The sequence below is a fragment of the SAR202 cluster bacterium genome (genome assembly GCA_016872285.1).
Classification (GTDB): domain Bacteria; phylum Chloroflexota; class Dehalococcoidia; order Lucifugimonadales.
Genome location: VGZZ01000026.1, coordinates 1 through 16,764, shown reverse-complemented (window position 1 = coordinate 16,764; position 16,764 = coordinate 1). Strand labels below are relative to the sequence as shown.

Below are 16,764 nucleotides of genomic sequence, written 5' to 3'. Positions count from 1 at the left end.
TGGCAGCATGGGCGTATTCTGAGGCCAATTTTGGAGCTTGAGGAGGGGCGATGGTCACTAAGGTCACCCGGAAAAAGGTGCACCATGTGGTCAGCAGGCCTGGCCGCGTTCTCGGCGACCCGGACGTTGAAATCCCGGTAGCTGAGGAGCTGGCGACGACACCAGGCGCCGTCGAAAACTCTATTGACGTCGATTTTTACTCCCGCAAGTATCCCCTCGAAAGCCAGGCGGTCACTCACACCGCCGACCGCAACTGGGTGTGGACCGTCTACCACCCCGAGGAGGAGGAGGCCCACCACGAGCACGAGCGAATGGTGAAGCCCCTGGTGGACGCCGCCCGCGCCTCCGGCGACATCGAGCCTACCGTCGAGCCTGTGTCCGGCAAGGACATAACCGCGGAGATCAAGCTGAAGGCCCGCGAATTGGGCTTCGGCGAGGTCGGCATCACTCGCTACGACCGCCGCTACACCTTCGCCTATAAGAAGAAATGGGCCAGGTTTGAACACGCCGTCTGTGTAGCCTATGAGCAGGACTACGAGCGCACCCAGGCCATACCCGGCAGCTTCGCCGAGTTCACCCACTTCGGCACCTACCGCGCCATGAGTCAGAAAGCCCTCCTCCTGGCCGACTACATTCGCAGCCTGGGCTATCACGCTCAAATCCACAGTCCCAACGACAACAGTGCGGCCTACATCCCCATGTTCGTTTCGGCGGGCCTGGGCCAGCTTGGCGCCAACGGCCAGCTCCTTTCCCCCCACTTCGGCTCCCGCGCCCGCCTGCTGGTCATTACCACCGACGCCATTGTCACCTACGACCAGCCCATCGACTACGGCATCCATAAGTTCTGCGAGCAGTGCCAGGTGTGCATCAACCGCTGCCCCGGCCGAGCCCTCATGCGCGACAAGGTATGGTGGAGGGGCGTCCAGAAGCACAAGCTGGTCTACGAAAACTGCCGGCCCGTTATGGCCCGCTACTCCGGCTGCGGCATCTGCATGAAGGTCTGCCCCGTCCAGAAGTACGGCATGCCAGCCGTCATGAAGCACTATGTGGAGACCAACGGCCAGATCCTGGGCAAGGGCACCCACGAGCTGGAAGGCTACAACATCGAAGGCAAGGGCTACTACGGCCCGGGCGAGCTGCCCCACTTTGACCGCGACTTCTTCCAGATCCCCCACGGCAAGTCCGAGGACGTGCTCTTCGAGAAGTTCAAGGAGCAGCTTAAGAAGAACGCCGTTCCCGACGGCCCCGCCGGCGACCTTATGCTCCGCGACTTCAAAAAGAAGATACATCGGATAGTCACCACGCCCGTGGAAGACGCCATGGCAGGCAAGACTCCCGAAGAAGCGTAAACCCAAGCCAAGAGAAACCGATTAAAGAAGGCCCTCTAATAAGAGGGCCTTCTTCTTTTGCCCCTTTCAGCGCCTCGCGTTAATCGAGGACTATTAATAATGAATAAGAACTCGAATTGTCATTCCGAGCGGAGTCTGTACTCAGACGTAGTCGAGGAACCTGTCTAGACCACATCCAGGCCAGGCGTTACATACCCACGTCCCGCACCTCTAGTTTTTAACGAGTATTGCCAACACCCCGGAACCAGCGCCGCCCGTCCTCAGCCCTCAAGAGCCCCCATGCTTTGTAATACCTCCGCCCGCTGTCATATTATTGCTGCGGACTTGCTTGTTAACATAAAAATTGCCCGCTGGGAGGTGATGCGTGACGGCAAAAGTCCTCATCGAAAGGTGGGCCAAAACAGGCAGCGAGGAAGTCGTCTGGGACATGCTGCGTTCCATGCGCACCGAAGCCGTGAGGACTAAAGGCTATATTTACGGCGAGACGTGGAGGTCCGTGGATAACCCCAAAGTATTTATGGTCCTGAGTGTGTGGGCCTCCGAGGACTACTGGAACGCCTGGTCGGAATCCCCTTTCCGCAGAGAGCAGGAGCAGAGAATAACCTCCATGCTGCGAAAGCCTGCCGTAGTCCGGCTCTTCCACGACGCCGGCGAGCCTTACACGACTTGAGCGTCGTGCAGTCTAGCTAAATCGGCGGCCTTCGCTTATGCCACCCTGTCGACTGTTCATAAGCGTATGCCACGTTCAGCATGGCAGCTTCGTCGAAGGGTCGTCCGCCTATCTGGAAAGACAGCGGCAGCCCGCCCGGCTTATCTGAAGTAAACCCGCAAGGCACGCTCATGGCGGGAACGCTCGCCAGCGCGAAGCCTACCGTCTGGAACACGGGCGACACCACGGACTCTTTCATCTTTTCCTTGCTGCCGGGCATCTTCCCGGGAGTAATCTTTGGCGCGACGCACGTGTCGGTGGCCCCGATTAGCACGTCGTACTTTTGGAACGCGGCCAGCACCTGGGAGCGGAGCTGCTCGCGCAAGCGCTGCCCTTTGTAGTACCACTGGGCAGGCCATATAGCGCCTAAGAGCAGCCGCACCTGGACGTCGTAATTAAAATCGTCCAGCTTGTTCAATATGTGATGACGGTACAGAGACGACACCTCCGCCGGGTTAAAGGCCAGTTGGATTAGATAAGAGTGGCCCGCGTCCAGCGTCGGCACCGACACCTCCTCCACCTCGCAGCCCAGCTCCTTCAGTTTCTTGGCGACGCCCAGCACTCCCTTCCTAACCACCGGCTCGATGGACTCGTCATAAAGAAGCTCTTTAACGATGCCTACTCGAGTGCCCTTAATCTTTCCGTTTAATTGCTTAGCGTAAGCGGGCACAGACTGGTTGCTGCTATACGGGTCCTTGGAGTCGTTGCCCGCGATGGCCTCCAAGGTCATCGCGCAGTCTTCCACCGTCCGCGATATAGGGCCGATGGTGTCCATAGACCAGGCGGAGCGAAAAAGGCCGTGCTGGCTTATACGGCTCCACGTGGGTCGCAGCCCCACCAGCCCACAGAAAGACGCCGGTGAGCGTATCGAACCGCCCGTATCCTCGCCCAGGGACGTAGCGCACAGATACGCCGCCGTGGCCGCGCCGGAGCCGGTGCTGGAGCCGCCGGTGATGTGTTCCAGGTTCCAGGGGTTTCGAGGCTGGCCGTATGGAAACTTGAAGATGCCGCCGCCGGCAAACTCCGCCAGGTTCAGCTTGCCCAGCATGACAGCGCCGGCGTCCCGCAGCTTCGTCACCACGGTGGCATCGTCATCTGGCACAAAGTCTTTCAGAACATCGGAGGCATTGGTGGTGCGGATACCTTTGGTCCAGATCTGGTCCTTCATCGCATAAGGGACGCCGTGCATAGGGCCGCGCCAGTTGCCCTTCGTAATCTCTTTCTCCGCCTGCCGCGCCTGCTTGAGGGCAATATCGCCTGTGACGGTTATATAGGCGTGGACTTTTGGGTTTATCTTGTCGATGCGCTCCAGGTAAGCCTCCGCCGCTTCGACAGGCGACACCTTCTTGGAGCGCATCAGCTTCGAAAGCTCGGTGGCCGAAAGATAGGGCAGCTCGGACTTGTTCATAACGTTCCCTTCTATTAACTGGACTTATCTACCCCGCGTCATTACATATACATGCCTGCTGCGAGACATCTCTCCCGGCACCTGGCCCTCAACCCAGGTGTTGCCGCCGTCTAGGCTCTCATAAACTTGCCCAGCCCTAGCGCAACAAAAAATGCGGTCTGAGTCCAGGGGATCAACCGCCACCTGGAACATGCGGCTGGTCGGCGCCACATTCGGGCCTATTTGGCTCCACGTCCCCCCTGCGTCGCGACTTTGGAATAGCGCGCCCTTTTCAGCGGCGCCCATAGCCGAGCCGCCGCCAGCCCCAGCCGCCAGGTACATAGTCCTTGAATCGTGGGGTGAGATCGCCAGGTCGCGGCAGTATGTGCCTCCTGGAAACATCTCTTCCAGCCGTACATGCTCCCAACGCCGGCCTCGGTCCCTGCTTCGAAACATGGCTGTTTGAGTGACAATGAATACTGTGCCTGGCAGGGCAGGGCTGACCTGCACCCCGTGTAAATCCAACGTGTTGTTTTTCACATACGGCCCGTCGATTATAGACTCCCAGCTTTCCCCGCCGTCTTTACTAGCCAGGAGTCCTCCGACTTCAATGGCTGCATACATGTCCTGTGGCTGGACAGGATCGAAAGCTATCTCGATAACTCTCTTACCCAAAGGCGGCATGTAGGTTGTGATGTGAGGGAATATGACATTTCTGGTATCCATCCGGCGCCAACTGTCCCCGCCGTCCTCAGAGCAGAAAATGGCGCAAGGCTCATAGCCGGCAAAGATAACCTTCGGGTTCTTTGGATGGAAAGCCAGGGACCAGACGTCGCCCTTACCGCCAGGCACCTCCAGCGGCTCCCAACGGTGGCCGAAGTCATCGCTGCGATAGGGACCTTCCTGAGTACCGGCAAACACGATGTTCGGTTTCTGTGGATGCGCTGCCAGCGCCCTCACCTGGGGGTTCTTGGGCAAGCCGGAATTTATGCTTTCCCATTCCCGTTCGCCGTCTCTCCGACGGTACAACCCACCCGACCCAATGTGCTCGCCCTCGCCGCCCAGTCCAACATAAAGGTATCTCTTCTTGCCGTCCGCAACCATGTTCACCTCCCCAAAACTGCTTCAGCTCTGGAGGACTATGGCCCTTGGAAAAGCTGTTCGCCGAATTACCAGTCCTTGGGCGCTTTCCACAAGGCCCGAAGCCAGGCCCATGCCGGCGCCGATTTGATGGCCTGGAGATCGTCCGACGCCAGGTCGTAGCGGGCCAGCACGCCCTTCGGGTCCTGCGTTACCAGCTCTCTGAAAATCTCGTCGCAAGTCACCTTGTCGATGAAATCGTTATACGCTTTTATTTGAGCAGGCGTTCGATTTCGACCGTTGCTCCGGCTCTTGGATGCAGTCTTGCCTTGGGCCTTGGTTGCCATAGTTACACTCCAATAAAAATAAAACTTAGCCTACTTTATTCCTTCTCGGTACGCCTTCAGCGACGCGGCGCAGCTTGCGGTCAACATGCGCGTGTCGCTGCCTATCTGGCACATCATCGACCCCATCTTGATAAACTTGGCCGACTCCGCCGGCCCCGCGCCGTGGTGGCACGCGACCACCCGGGCATCCTTAGCTGCCTTGAATATGCGGTTCACCGCCGCCACGTGCCGCTCGTCGTTGGCCCAGCCGGTGAGGGGCACCCCCATGTCCAGCGACAGGTCGCTGGGGCCAATGTACAGCCCGTCTATCTCCGGCGCCTTGGCAATGCTTTCGACGTTCTCCAGCGACGTCCTGGTCTCCACCATCACCAGGCAGATAACCTCGTCGTTGGCATTCTTAACATAATCGTCCATACCATAGGCCAGCATCGGACGGACGGCGGCGATGCTGCGGATGCCCCTGGGCGCGTAGCGGCAGGACCGCCCCGCCTTCTCGGCGTCGTCCTTCGAGTTCACCATCGGCACTATCACGCCCATGGCGCCGGCATCGAGGACGTAGGAGATGTAGTAGGGGTCGTTCTTCGGCAGGCGAACCATGGGCACAGCGTCGGTGTTGCCGATGGCCTGGATGCAGGACACCACGTTCTCCTGGCTGACCCCGACGCCATGCTGCCAGTCGATGACCACGCCGTCATAGCCCGCGTTAGCCATAAGCTCGGCCACGTAGGCGTTGCCCGTGGCGCACCAGGCCATGACGCCCGGCTTCCCCTGCTTCCACATCTCCTTAATCTTGTTCTTCTTCAAATGCAGCCTCCCGATTAAAAATTCAGGGGCCGATTCTGCAATCGGCCCCTTCTTCTACTTCTTCTTTGCCAGCTTGACGATAGTCCGTACGTCCTTAGGCTGGCCCGGCTTTCGATTTTTCTTGGCGTTGTCCATCCACTCGGCGCCCATGTTGTTCTGCGGCATCTCGCAGACGTACAGGTCACCTTTGGAATCGACGGCGATGCCGTGGGGCGCGGTGAATTGGCCGGACTCCTCACCTATCTTGCGGTCACCGAGACGAACCTTCAACTTACCCTTCTTGTCATAAATGCTGACGGCGTGGCCCACTCCCGGCGCGTCGAGGATATAGACATGCGGCGGCATCTCGGCCACGTAGATGTTGCCCTGGTCGTCCATGTCCAGTCCGGCGGCCCGCCAGATGTTGTCCCAAATGCCTTGCAGCTTGCCCTTGGCGTCGAAGACCTGTACGCGATGGTTCTCCCTGTCCGCCACAATCACTGTCTCGTCCCTGTCCACCACGATGTTGTGGGGCACGATGAACTGCCCGGGCTGGGTCCCAGGCTCCCCCCAGGAGTACATAAGCTTGCCCTCGGGGCTGAATCGATGCACCCGCGCGTTGCCGTAGCCGTCGGCCACAAATAAGTCGCCGGACTTGGGCGAAATCGCCAGATGCGCAGGACGATTAAACGGCACGCCGCTAAACCGGTCGGCGGGGCCGCCAAGGGTCATCAGCAGCTTGCCCTCCGGCGTGAACTTCCTGATAACATGCTGCCGGGTGTCGGTGCAGTAGATCGAATCGTCGGGCGCGATGGCGATGCCGTGGGTGCCGCCGAAGACGCCCTTGCCCCAGGTAGTCTTGTAGTTGCCCTGCTGGTCGAAGACCACCACCGGGTTTTCGCCTCGGGTGTACAGGTAGATGTTGTTCTTGGAGTCCACCACCGCGCCGGCCACGTCCCCCAGGGACATCCCCGACGGTATCTTGGGCCAGCCTTCAACGATCTCGTATGAAAATGCTCCGCTGCCTAGGGTGACGGCCATCGAGTCCTCCTCGCCTACCTCGGATTGTGCCTAATCCTACGTCGGCGGTTAGCACGTGTCAATTTGGGCCATTCCTCTAGTATCGGCAGGATGATAAAATTCCGCCGTGTCCTCTACGCCACAGCAGCCTCACACCTCCGCTATAAACCTGACGGTCAACGGCCGGCGTCGGCGAATTAAAGCCGCCCACCACTGGACCCTCCTGGACCTCCTCCGCGACTCCCTGGACCTTACCGGCGCCAAACGCGGCTGCGACCGCGGTGAGTGCGGCGCCTGCACCGTCCTCCTCGACGGCCAGCCCGTCTACGCCTGCCAGATGCTGGCCCTCCAGGCTAAAGGCCACGAAATCACTACCGTCGAAGCCCTGTCCCAAGACGGCGCACTCCACCCCCTTCAGCAGGCGATGCTCGAGGCCGACTCAGGCCAGTGCGGCTACTGCACTCCCGGCTTCGTGATGTCCGCCTACGCCCTCCTCCAGCGCAACCCCAGCCCCACCGAGCCCGCCATCCGAGAAGCCCTGGCCGGCAACATCTGCCGCTGCAATGCTTATGGCAGGATCATCGCGGGCGTCCAGGCCGCCGCCCTTGCGGTACGTCATTCCGGCGGAGGCCGAGCATCCTAAGTGTTTTCAATCGTGAACGGCCCTTTTCTTATCCTTTAATCAAGGGCTTGGCTTATGAAAAACCACGCTTCTTTAGGTCAGGCGGGGCGGGGGAACCCATCTGGTTCTCCCTCTTCTCCTATTGCAAAGGAGAAGAGGGAGTTAGAGGGTGATGAGGTGATCCTACTTATTCATTCCCCTTCCAGCAGGAAGGGGCCAGGGGATGGTATCCCGAATGAGAACAAGAAACGTAGTTCATATTACACACTCGAAGGAAAAGGATAGGCAAGGATGTTAGGTCCCGCCATGGCAGCCCCCTCCCTCATCGGCCAGTCCGTCCCTCGCCACGGCCTGCGGGAGAAGCTCACCGGCCAGCTCCGCTATGCCGGCGACATCAAGCTCCCCGGCATGCTCCACGCCGCCATCCTCCGCAGCCCCCACCCCCACGCCGAGATCGTGTCCATCGATACCTCCGCCGCCCTGAACCTCCCAGGCGTCCACGCCATCCTCACTCCCTTCGACCCCGAATCCCAGCGCCGCATTGCACCCGACCTGCGAGTCCTGGACACGCGTGTCCGTCTGGTCGGCGACGAGATCGCCGCCGTCGCCGCCGAAGACGAGGCCGCCGCCCAGGCCACCCTGGATTTAATCAAAGTCCAGTACAAAGTCCTCCCTTTCGTCACCGACGCCCATGAGGCCCTGAAGCCCGGCGCGCCGCAGCTTCACCCCGAGGGCAATCTATGGAGCGGCAAGCCTATGGTGGTGGCCCGTGGCGATGTGGAGGAGGGCTTTAAGCAGGCCGACATTATTTTTGAAGAGACCTTTCGATTTAACAGCCACTCGCCGGCGCCTCTGGAACCTCGCGCCGCCCTGGCCGCCTGGGAAGGCGGCCGCCTCACAGTCTGGAAGACCAGCCGCGGCGTCCACCAGGACCGCGACATGCTGGCCCAGGCCCTGGGCATCCCCGCCGCCAGCATACACGTCGTCGGCCCACCCCTGGGCGCGGGCTATGGGAACAAGGACGAGTCTCGATGCAGCATCCTCGCCGCTATCCTCGCCCGCAAGGCCCAACGGCCCGTCCGCCTCGAATATAGCCGCTACGACGAGTTTGTCGCCGGTCGAGTCCGTCACGCCGCCGACATTACTATCAAGGTCGGCGTCAAGCGCGACGGCACAATTATCGCCGTATCCAACCGCACGGTGATGAACAAGGGCGCATATCTGGCCTCGGGCAACGGCGTGCTGCGCCGCTCCGCCCAGGGTTCCATCTACCTCTACCGATGCCCCAACGTGCGCTTCGAGGGCTGGCTCGCCTACACCAACCGACCCACCGGCGGCTCCTACCGGGGCCTCGGCGCGCCCCAGGGCCACTTCGCCCTCGAGGCCATGATGGACCAGGTGGCCGAATCGCTAGGCATTGATCCCCTGGAGTTCCGGCTGAAAAACCACGTCGGCCCTGAAGGCCAGCCCGGCCGGCGCCAGTCCCCGCCCGACGCCATCATCGACACGCAGCCCGTCGAAGGAGGCGTCCCCTTCTCCAGCCACGGCTTGCGGGAATGCTTGAAGCGCGGCGCTAAGGCCATCGGCTGGAAGCAGCGCGAGGCTTGGAAGAAGGCCGCGCCGAAGGGCACGAGACGTGGCGCCGGCGTCGCCATGTGCATCTATCGAGGCGGCCCTGGCCGCGACACCTCATCCAAAGTCACCGTCCATCGAGACGGCCGCATACAACTCATAACCGGCGTCATGGACGTGGGCGAGGGTTCGCACACCGTCCTACCCCAGATGGCCGCCGAGGCCCTGGGCAGCTGGTTCGAGGATATAGAGCTAATCGCCGGCGATTCGGACGCCACCCCCGACGCGCCCATCACCGCCGGCTCCACCGCCACCTTCTCGGCAGGCCTCGCCGTCCAAAAAGCCGCCAATGATATTAAGCAAAAGCTGCTGGAAGTCGCCTCCACCCTCCTGGAATCGCCCGCCGAGGAGCTGGATATCAAGAAAAGCCGAGTTTTCGTCAAAGCCCAGCCGTCGCGAAGCCTATCGTTGAAAGACCTGCTGCGGCGAATGCCAGATGCCGCCATAGAGTCCACCGCCACCATCGTCCCCGGCAGCAAGGACTACATTATCAACTCCTTCGCCGCCCACTTCTGCCAGGTGGAGGTCGATGAGGCCACGGGACACATAAAAGTCGTCCGCTACGTCGCCGCCCACGACTCTGGCCGAATAATAAATCGAAACACCGCGCTGAACCAGGTGGAGGGCGGCGTTTCGCAGATGCTGGGCCTGGCGCTGCTGGAAGAAGTAGTCACCGACGAGGCCTCCGGCATCACCCTTAACGGCAGCTTCCTGGAGCACAAGTGCCCGACTATTTCCGAATACCCCGATTCTATGGAGGTCATCTTCGTCGAGACCAACGACTCGCTGGCCCCCTTCGGCGCCAAGGCGTTGGGCGAGCCGCCCAGCGTCCCCGTGGCCGCCGCCGTCGCCAACGCCCTCCACGACGCCACCGGCCTCCGCTTCCGCGAGGTGCCTATAACACCAGACAAGGTGCTGAAGGCGCTGGCGGGTAGAGACGTCTAAGAATAGGACGCTTACATGAAAGTACGCGTTGTAATTGAATACGACTCTAAGGTGAGGGGATACGCTGCATATTGCCCTGAGTTGCCTGGGTGTACTAGTGCAGGAGATACAGAAGAAGAGGCCCTCAGGAACATCAAAGAGGCCATTGCTCTGTACTTGGAGCCATCTCCAGCAAAGGTTACAACTAAGGGTAAAATCTTCCATGTAGAAATCCCTATCTAATGCACCCCTTCGAGTACATACAGCCTCGCTCCCTCAAGGACGCCTCCCGCCTCCTGGCCGACGATCCTGCCCATACACGGCCTATCGCCGGCGGCACTGACCTCCTCTCCGAACTCAAGGACGGCCTCCTCCGGCCCCACCGCCTTATCTCTCTTGCGTCTCTAAAACCTCTACAAACCATTTCATATACCAGCGGCGCCTTCCGATTAGGCGCTGCCGTCACCCTAACCCAAATCGCCCACAACCCAGCCCTCGCCCAGGCCTACCCCCTCATCGCCCAGGCCGCCTCCGTCACCGCCACGCCCCAAATCCGAAACACAGCTACCCTGGGCGGCAACCTCTGCCAGCGCCCTCGATGCTGGTACTATCGCCATCCTCTCTTTCGCTGCCTCAAGAAAGGCGGCAAGGTCTGCTATGCCGTCAACGGCTACAACAAAAACCTGGCCATCCTCGGCGGCGCGGGCTGTTACATCGTCCACCCCTCAGACCTCGCCCCCGCCCTCATTGCTGCCGGTGCGTCCATTGAAATTCACGGAACGGCTGGCCTTCGCGCCCTGTCCCTGGAGGACTTCTTCGTCGGCCCTCGGCAGCGCATGACCCAGGAAAACGTCCTCAGCCCAGGCGACCTCGTTGCCTATGTCAATCTCCCCTCGCCTATGCCCAACAGCCGCAGCGTCTATCTCAAAGCCCGGGAGAGGCAAGGGGAGGATTTCGCCATGGCTTCTGTCGCCGCCTTGGCGTCGCTGGATAGAGACACGGTCAGGCACGCTCGCATCGTCCTGGGAGGCGTGGCGCCCACCCCTCATCGCGCCCGAAGGGCGGAGGAGATTCTTGCGGGACGGCGCGTTTCAGATATAGACCCTCAGCACGTCGGCGAGTTGGCAGTGGCTGGCGCGCGGCCTATGCGCGACAACGCGTACAAGGTCACCCTGGCTGGCAATCTCGTCCGCAGCGCTCTCGACAATTTGCTAGGACGTTAACCAAGACTTACCAACTTAGCTTATAATTTGAAAGAGACCCTGTTTTGCGTAATGAAAACCTAGCAAAACAGCTTGCCTGCGCCATATAATGTGTGAACTCTTTCACAGGCAGTGAATTGGTAATAGCTTTTATAGCGGCCTTTGCCGCCACGCTTGTATACGGAAGTTTCCTAGAATGGATCTTCCATCGCTACTTCATGCACCTGCCCACCTGGGGCGTCACCCACTTCTTCAAAGGCCATGCCAAAGTCCACCACAAAATTTATCAGGGCGACACGTCCTACGCTGTCGGCGACCGCGACCCCCAGGAAGTGACCCTGGCTTGGTGGGCCATGCCCATCATCCCCATCGTCCACATCCCCTTTATGATCGTCCTCTATTTCCAATTCGGCATGTCGGCGGCTGTAGGTATGTTCACCGCCTGCGTCTTCTACCAGGCCTCCTATGAGTACCTCCACTACTGCATGCACGTGCCACAAGGCCGATTGATTGAGCGCCTCCCATATTATCGATGGCTCAACGACCACCACCTCCAGCACCATCGAAAGCATTTCACCAACCTGAACGTGTTCATCCCCATCGCCGACTACGTCTTCGGAACACGACGCTCCTGCGCCCGGCCGGACGCGGTCACCATTACTCAAAAGGTCGGCTACCTCCCTAAAGATCGCAAGCCCTCCAGGCTGGCCTTGCCCAGGAAAATGGCCTTGGAGACATGGATGGCGATGCGGTTCCTCCAGAAGCGCCTTTTCAAGTACGCGAGGTTCGCTGGCGCCTAGCCTTACTTCCCCTCGGGTTGCCCCCTCCAAACCTGCCTCTGTATAATCCCATCACTCTTAATAGCAGGTCTGGCCGCCCGTGCGTTTTCAATTTACTGAGGAACAGTCTCGTTTCCGACAAGAGCTGTCCGATTTTCTAGACCAGGAAGTGCCGCCAGAAACGAGGACCGTCTTCGGGACCTGGTCTAATGAGCAGTACCAGTTCGGACGGCAGCTTTACAAGAAGATGGCCGGGCGTCGTTGGCCCACCATCGGCTGGCCTGAAGAATACGGCGGTGGCGGCAAGACCTTCGTCGAGCAGTCTATCTTCGATGAGCAAATCGGCTACCATCGCGTCCCGCGAGTCTGCATCACCAGCCTCAACTTCGCCGGCCCTGCCCTTATGCGCTTCGGCAGCGAGGAACAGAAGATTAAGTACCTCCGCCCTATCGCCAGCACCGACGTGGACTACTGTCAGGGCTTTAGCGAGCCCGACGCCGGCTCCGACCTCGCCGGGCTCCAGATGAGGGCCGACAAGGACGGCGACGACTATATCCTCAACGGCTCCAAGATTTTTACCAGCTACTACCTCCACGCCGACTACATCTACCTCCTGGCCCGCACCAACCCCGACCTCCCCAAGCACAAGGGTATCAGTCTTTTCATAGTGGACTGTAAAACTTCAGGCATCACCTTCCAAGACCTTCCTTTCATCAACGGCGAATTCGCCGCCCAGACCTTTTTCGACAACGTCCGCGTGCCTCGCTCCTGCCTCATCGGTGACGAGAACCAGGGCTGGTACTACGCCATGACCACCCTGGACTACGAGCGCGCCGGCCTGGAGCGGTACGCCCGCACCCGCCGCGCCTTCGACGACTTCGTCGAGCTCTGCAAGAACACGCGAGACAACGGCAAGGCCTTATCCGAGAATCCCATCGTCCGGCAAAAGCTGGCCGAGTCCAAAATGAACTTCGAGACCTGGAAGTGGTTGTGCTGGAAAGTCGCCTGGATGCAGTCTCGAGGCCAGGTCCCCAACGCTGAGGCATCCATCGCCTTCCTCCACGGCACCGACGTCCGATTCAAGTTTTCTCAGGCGGCATTAGAAATCCTCGGTTTCTATGGCACCCTCACGCCCGACTGCGACCTGGCGCCCCTCCAAGGCGCCATCGAAGGCCTCAGCCGCGAGGCCCTTCACCTTCACGGCGCAGGCACCATGGAAGTCCATCGAAACATTATCGCCCAGCGCGGCCTGGGCCTGCCAAGGTAGTTTGCCAAGGAACCATGAATCACCTGAGCCCTTCTAAATTGCACATATACACTCATGTCGTTGGCTGGCGACCAACGCGGTGCCGCGGCACCCATATTACCTTCTCCCCCTTGATGGGGGAGAACAGACGCGTCCTGAGCCTGGTCGAAGGAAGAGAGGGTGAAACCCTAGCACTACGACCCTTTATCAATGCCGCTTCCCACCAGCGTGGGAAGGGTCGGGCCCTCTCCTTCTGGTCTCTTCCCCCCCTTGAGGGGGAAGATTAAGATGGGAGGTCAGGGGATGGGTGAGGGCTGTCCTCTCCCTATCATCTGGATAAGGAGCCACCCTTGGACCTAGCCCATGACCAAGCTCAAGACATGCTGCGCGCCTCCGCCCGTGACTTCCTGGAAAAAGAGTGCCCCGCCACCCTGGTCCGCGCCCTTGAGAAAACCGACCGCGGCTACTCCCCCGACCTCTGGCGCAAAATGGCCGACCTGGGCTGGGTGGGCCTTGGCCTCCCCTCCCGGTACGGCGGCGGCGACGGCACTATCATCGACCAGGTCGTCCTCATGGAAGAGATAGGCCGCGCCCTGCTCCCCAGCCCTATCCTCTCCTCCTCCGTCCGATGCGGCCAGCTTATCCTCAACGCCGGCAGCGACGCCCAGAAGCAAAAATGGCTCCCAATCATGGCTAGCGGCCAGGCCGTCTTCGCCGTCGCTTACGCCGAGGCTGGCATCACCATGTCCACCCCCATTACCACCACTATCAAGCACGACGGCAAGGGCTACGTCGCCAACGGCTCCAAGTTCACCGTTCCCTTCGGCGCGTCGGTGGACTATATGATCATCGGCGCTCAAGGAGAGAAGGGCCTGACCTTCAGCATCGTCGAGTCCAAAGCCCCCGGCATCACCGTCAAGCCCCTCAAAAGCGTCGCCAACGACCCTCGATGCCAGGTCTTTTTCAAAAACGTCAAGGTCAGCGCCGACAACGTCATCGCCAGTGGCATCGAGCCCTTCCGCCGAATGCTCGACTACGCTGCCCTCTGCGGCTGCGGCGAAATGCTGGGCCGCGCCCAAAAAATCCTCGAATTGGTGGTGGACTACGGCAAGACACGGGTCCAATTCGGGCGGCCCATCGGAGCCTTCCAGGCCGTGCAGCACCAGTGCGCTGACCTCCGCGTCGCCATCGACGCCGCCAGCCTCCTCGTCTACAACGCCGCCGCGGCCATGCTGGAAGGCCGTCCCTGCGTCGAAGAAGTGTCCCTGGCCAAAGCCAAGTGCAACGAGATGAGCCGCTACTCCACCTTCGTCGGCCACGGCATCTTCGCTGGCTACTCCTACACCGTCGAACACGACATGCAGCTCTACAGCTCCCGCAACAAGCTGGCCGAGTCCTCCATGGGCAACTCCACCTACCACCTGGGCCGCGTCGCCGATCAAATGGGCCTCTAAATATCCATGTTTTTCCCTCACCTGTTTGGTAGCAAGATAAGATACAAATCCCCTCACCCTGAGCCTGTCGAAGGGTGAGGGTAGAATAGCTCCAGTTGAATCCCCCACAGCAAGCCCTTTCCGACGTGCGCGTCCTTGACCTCAGCGACGGCGTCGCCGGCGGCTACTGCGCCCGCCTCCTGGCTGACTACGGCGCCGATGTCCTGAAAATCGAGCCTCCCTTCCACGGCGACTCCTCCCGTAAGGCCGGCCCCTTTCCCGATGACCTCCCCAACCCCGAAACCAGCGGCCTCCACCTCCACATCAACGCCAACAAACGCGGCATAACCCTGGATATCACTCAACCCGCCGGTCGCGAAATTCTCAAGAGGCTGGTCAAGGACGTTGATATCCTGGTCGAGGGTTTCAAGCCGGGTCATCTGGCAAGCCTAGGTCTCGGCTATAAAGACCTGGAGAAGCTAAACCCAGCCCTCGTCATGCTCTCCATATCCCCTTTCGGCCAGACCGGTCCCTACAAAGACTTCATCGCCACTGACGCGGGCGTCTTTGCCATGAGTGGCCGCATGTACTCCCACGGCCAGCCTGACCGCGAGCCTCTACCCTACGCCCTCGATGTCATCTGGTACCAGGTCGCTGTCACCGCCGCCGCCGCGGGCATGGGCGCACTTTTCGCCGCGCGAGTCCAGGCCATCGGCCAGCAGGTGGACGTGTCAGCCCTGGAGGCCCTGTTGGGGAATGTGGACAACCGGCCTCTCTTTTACGAATACACCGGCAACAAGACGCCCCGCAGCAAATGGCCCGGCGGCATCCCCCAGGGCGCCTACCCCTGCGCCGACGGCTACGTGGTCTTTGGCGTCGGCTACGACCGCTACTTCCGCCGCCTCTGCGACGCCATGGGCCGCGCCGACATCTATAAAGACCCCCGATTCGCCGCCAACGCCGAGCGCACTCGAAACGCCGAGGCCTTTGAAGAAATCTTCTTAGAATGGACACTGCAGCACACCAAGCAGGAGATCTTCGAGACCTGCCAGGCATACCGAGTCATGTGCGCTCCCATCAACAACTGGGACGATTTGATGAAGGACCCCCAGCTCGTTGAGCGTGGCTATTTCACCCGCACGGAACATCCCAAAGCCGGCAGTCTCCCCGTCACCGGCGCGCCCGCCAAAATGCATGGCACACCCTGGTCCCTCCGCCGTCCCGCACCACTCCTCGGCCAGCATAACGCCGAGGTTTACGCCACCCTCGGCTACACCACCGGCGACCTAGCCCGCCTCCGGGCTCACGGTGTTATATGACCACCTACCCAATATGTCATTCCGAGCGAAGTGCCGATGTACTCATCGGTACGCAGTCGAGGAATCTGGTCTGTTTGAACCCTAGTTCGGTTACCACGGCAGCGCCCCGCTTGGCCTCGAAATTACTCCTTCTCCCCTTGTGGGAGAAGGCGCAGGTCGAAGACTCGCCGTGGAGAGTTGAGGGGTAAACCCTGTGGACTCGACACTTTATCAATGCCACCTGTCATACTGTCTATTTTCCTTCTCTTCCCCTCTAATGGGCGGATGTTGATATGGGTACAAAGCCCCAAACCAACCAGCGCCCTCTCCCCCTGGACGGCGTCATCGCATTAGACCTCACTGAGGTCTGGGCCGGCCCCATGTGCAACTCCCTCCTTGGCGACCTGGGCGCCACCGTAATCAAGGTCGAGTCCTTTCCCCGTCCCTCCCTCACCCGCCTCAAAGGTCTCGCCATCGGCTACAGCGACAACAACCCTGACAAGCCCCGCCCGTGGGACCGCTCCGCCCTCCACAACATGGTCAATCGAAACAAGCTGGGCGTCACCCTCAACATCACCAAACCAAAAGGCATGGAAATCCTCCAGCGCCTCGTCCAGCGCGCCGACGTCGCCTCCGAGTCCTTCAGCGCCGGCGTCGCCGCCAAATTGGGCATCGACTATCCATCGCTGTCCAAAATCAAGCCTGATATCATCGTCCTGCACATGAGCGGCTGGGGAACGCAAGGCCCTTACAGGGGCTACGCCGCCCTGGGCAGCGCCCTGGACGGCTTCACCGGCCACCACGCCATGCGCGGCTACCCCGACACCGACTCCTCCACCACTCCCATCATCCAGCACAGCGACGCCGTCGGCGCCGTCGCCGGCTGCTTCGCCATCCTCGCCGCCCTGCACCATCGACGCCGCACAGGTAAAGGCCAGTGGATCGATATGTCA

General features: G+C 60.5%; 16 protein-coding genes. 11 read left to right on the top strand and 5 right to left on the bottom strand.

The window, feature by feature from the left end; all coding sequences use genetic code 11:
* Positions 1 to 50 precede the first annotated feature (50 nt).
* Together FJ320_08225 and FJ320_08220 are read left to right on the top strand one after the other, a co-directional pair.
* Positions 51 to 1,349 (top strand): hypothetical protein, encoded by a 1,299-nt coding sequence (locus tag FJ320_08225; protein MBM3925958.1) that lies wholly within the window; start codon positions 51 to 53, stop codon positions 1,347 to 1,349.
* A gap of 364 nt (positions 1,350 to 1,713) precedes the next feature.
* Positions 1,714 to 2,019: a hypothetical protein gene (locus FJ320_08220; protein MBM3925957.1), complete on the top strand. Its 306-nt coding sequence runs from the start codon at positions 1,714 to 1,716 to the stop codon at positions 2,017 to 2,019.
* Between the two features lie 16 nt (positions 2,020 to 2,035).
* Here the strand turns inward: FJ320_08220 and gatA are convergent, their stop codons facing one another.
* The 5 genes from gatA to FJ320_08195 form a co-directional block, all read right to left on the bottom strand.
* Positions 2,036 to 3,466: an Asp-tRNA(Asn)/Glu-tRNA(Gln) amidotransferase subunit GatA gene (gatA, locus tag FJ320_08215; protein ID MBM3925956.1), complete on the bottom strand. Its 1,431-nt coding sequence runs from the start codon at positions 3,464 to 3,466 to the stop codon at positions 2,036 to 2,038.
* A gap of 24 nt (positions 3,467 to 3,490) precedes the next feature.
* Complete coding sequence (locus FJ320_08210) at positions 3,491 to 4,549, bottom strand: hypothetical protein (protein MBM3925955.1); 1,059 nt, start codon at positions 4,547 to 4,549, stop codon at positions 3,491 to 3,493.
* Positions 4,550 to 4,614: 65 nt separating this feature from the next.
* Entirely contained in the window at positions 4,615 to 4,872 is a 258-nt protein-coding gene (locus tag FJ320_08205) for a hypothetical protein (protein MBM3925954.1), read from the bottom strand.
* Between the two features lie 30 nt (positions 4,873 to 4,902).
* Positions 4,903 to 5,676, bottom strand: a complete 774-nt coding sequence (locus tag FJ320_08200) for a 2,4-dihydroxyhept-2-ene-1,7-dioic acid aldolase (GenBank protein ID MBM3925953.1) — start codon at positions 5,674 to 5,676, stop codon at positions 4,903 to 4,905.
* 54 nt (positions 5,677 to 5,730) lie between these two features.
* Entirely contained in the window at positions 5,731 to 6,696 is a 966-nt protein-coding gene (locus FJ320_08195; protein ID MBM3925952.1) for a hypothetical protein, read from the bottom strand.
* A 142-nt stretch (positions 6,697 to 6,838) separates the two neighbouring features.
* On the opposite strand from FJ320_08195, the gene FJ320_08190 reads away from it, so the two are divergent.
* The 9 genes from FJ320_08190 to FJ320_08150 all read left to right on the top strand — a co-directional run.
* Complete coding sequence (locus FJ320_08190; GenBank protein MBM3925951.1) at positions 6,839 to 7,318, top strand: (2Fe-2S)-binding protein; 480 nt, start codon at positions 6,839 to 6,841, stop codon at positions 7,316 to 7,318.
* A 270-nt stretch (positions 7,319 to 7,588) separates the two neighbouring features.
* Complete coding sequence (locus FJ320_08185) at positions 7,589 to 9,874, top strand: xanthine dehydrogenase family protein molybdopterin-binding subunit (protein ID MBM3925950.1); 2,286 nt, start codon at positions 7,589 to 7,591, stop codon at positions 9,872 to 9,874.
* A gap of 15 nt (positions 9,875 to 9,889) precedes the next feature.
* On the top strand, positions 9,890 to 10,096 hold the full coding sequence (locus FJ320_08180) for a type II toxin-antitoxin system HicB family antitoxin (protein MBM3925949.1): 207 nt from the start codon (positions 9,890 to 9,892) through the stop codon (positions 10,094 to 10,096).
* Entirely contained in the window at positions 10,096 to 11,076 is a 981-nt protein-coding gene (locus FJ320_08175) for a xanthine dehydrogenase family protein subunit M (GenBank protein MBM3925948.1), read from the top strand. The genes FJ320_08180 and FJ320_08175 overlap by 1 nt, the downstream gene beginning before the upstream one ends.
* 92 nt (positions 11,077 to 11,168) lie before the next feature.
* Entirely contained in the window at positions 11,169 to 11,855 is a 687-nt protein-coding gene (locus FJ320_08170; protein ID MBM3925947.1) for a sterol desaturase family protein, read from the top strand.
* Between the two features lie 79 nt (positions 11,856 to 11,934).
* Positions 11,935 to 13,101, top strand: a complete 1,167-nt coding sequence (locus FJ320_08165) for a hypothetical protein (GenBank protein MBM3925946.1) — start codon at positions 11,935 to 11,937, stop codon at positions 13,099 to 13,101.
* Positions 13,102 to 13,430: 329 nt separating this feature from the next.
* Positions 13,431 to 14,534, top strand: a complete 1,104-nt coding sequence (locus FJ320_08160) for an acyl-CoA dehydrogenase (GenBank protein MBM3925945.1) — start codon at positions 13,431 to 13,433, stop codon at positions 14,532 to 14,534.
* A 95-nt stretch (positions 14,535 to 14,629) separates the two neighbouring features.
* Positions 14,630 to 15,832, top strand: a complete 1,203-nt coding sequence (locus FJ320_08155) for a CoA transferase (protein ID MBM3925944.1) — start codon at positions 14,630 to 14,632, stop codon at positions 15,830 to 15,832.
* A gap of 272 nt (positions 15,833 to 16,104) precedes the next feature.
* On the top strand, positions 16,105 to 16,764 hold a 660-nt coding region (locus FJ320_08150), incomplete at its 3' end, for a CoA transferase (GenBank protein ID MBM3925943.1).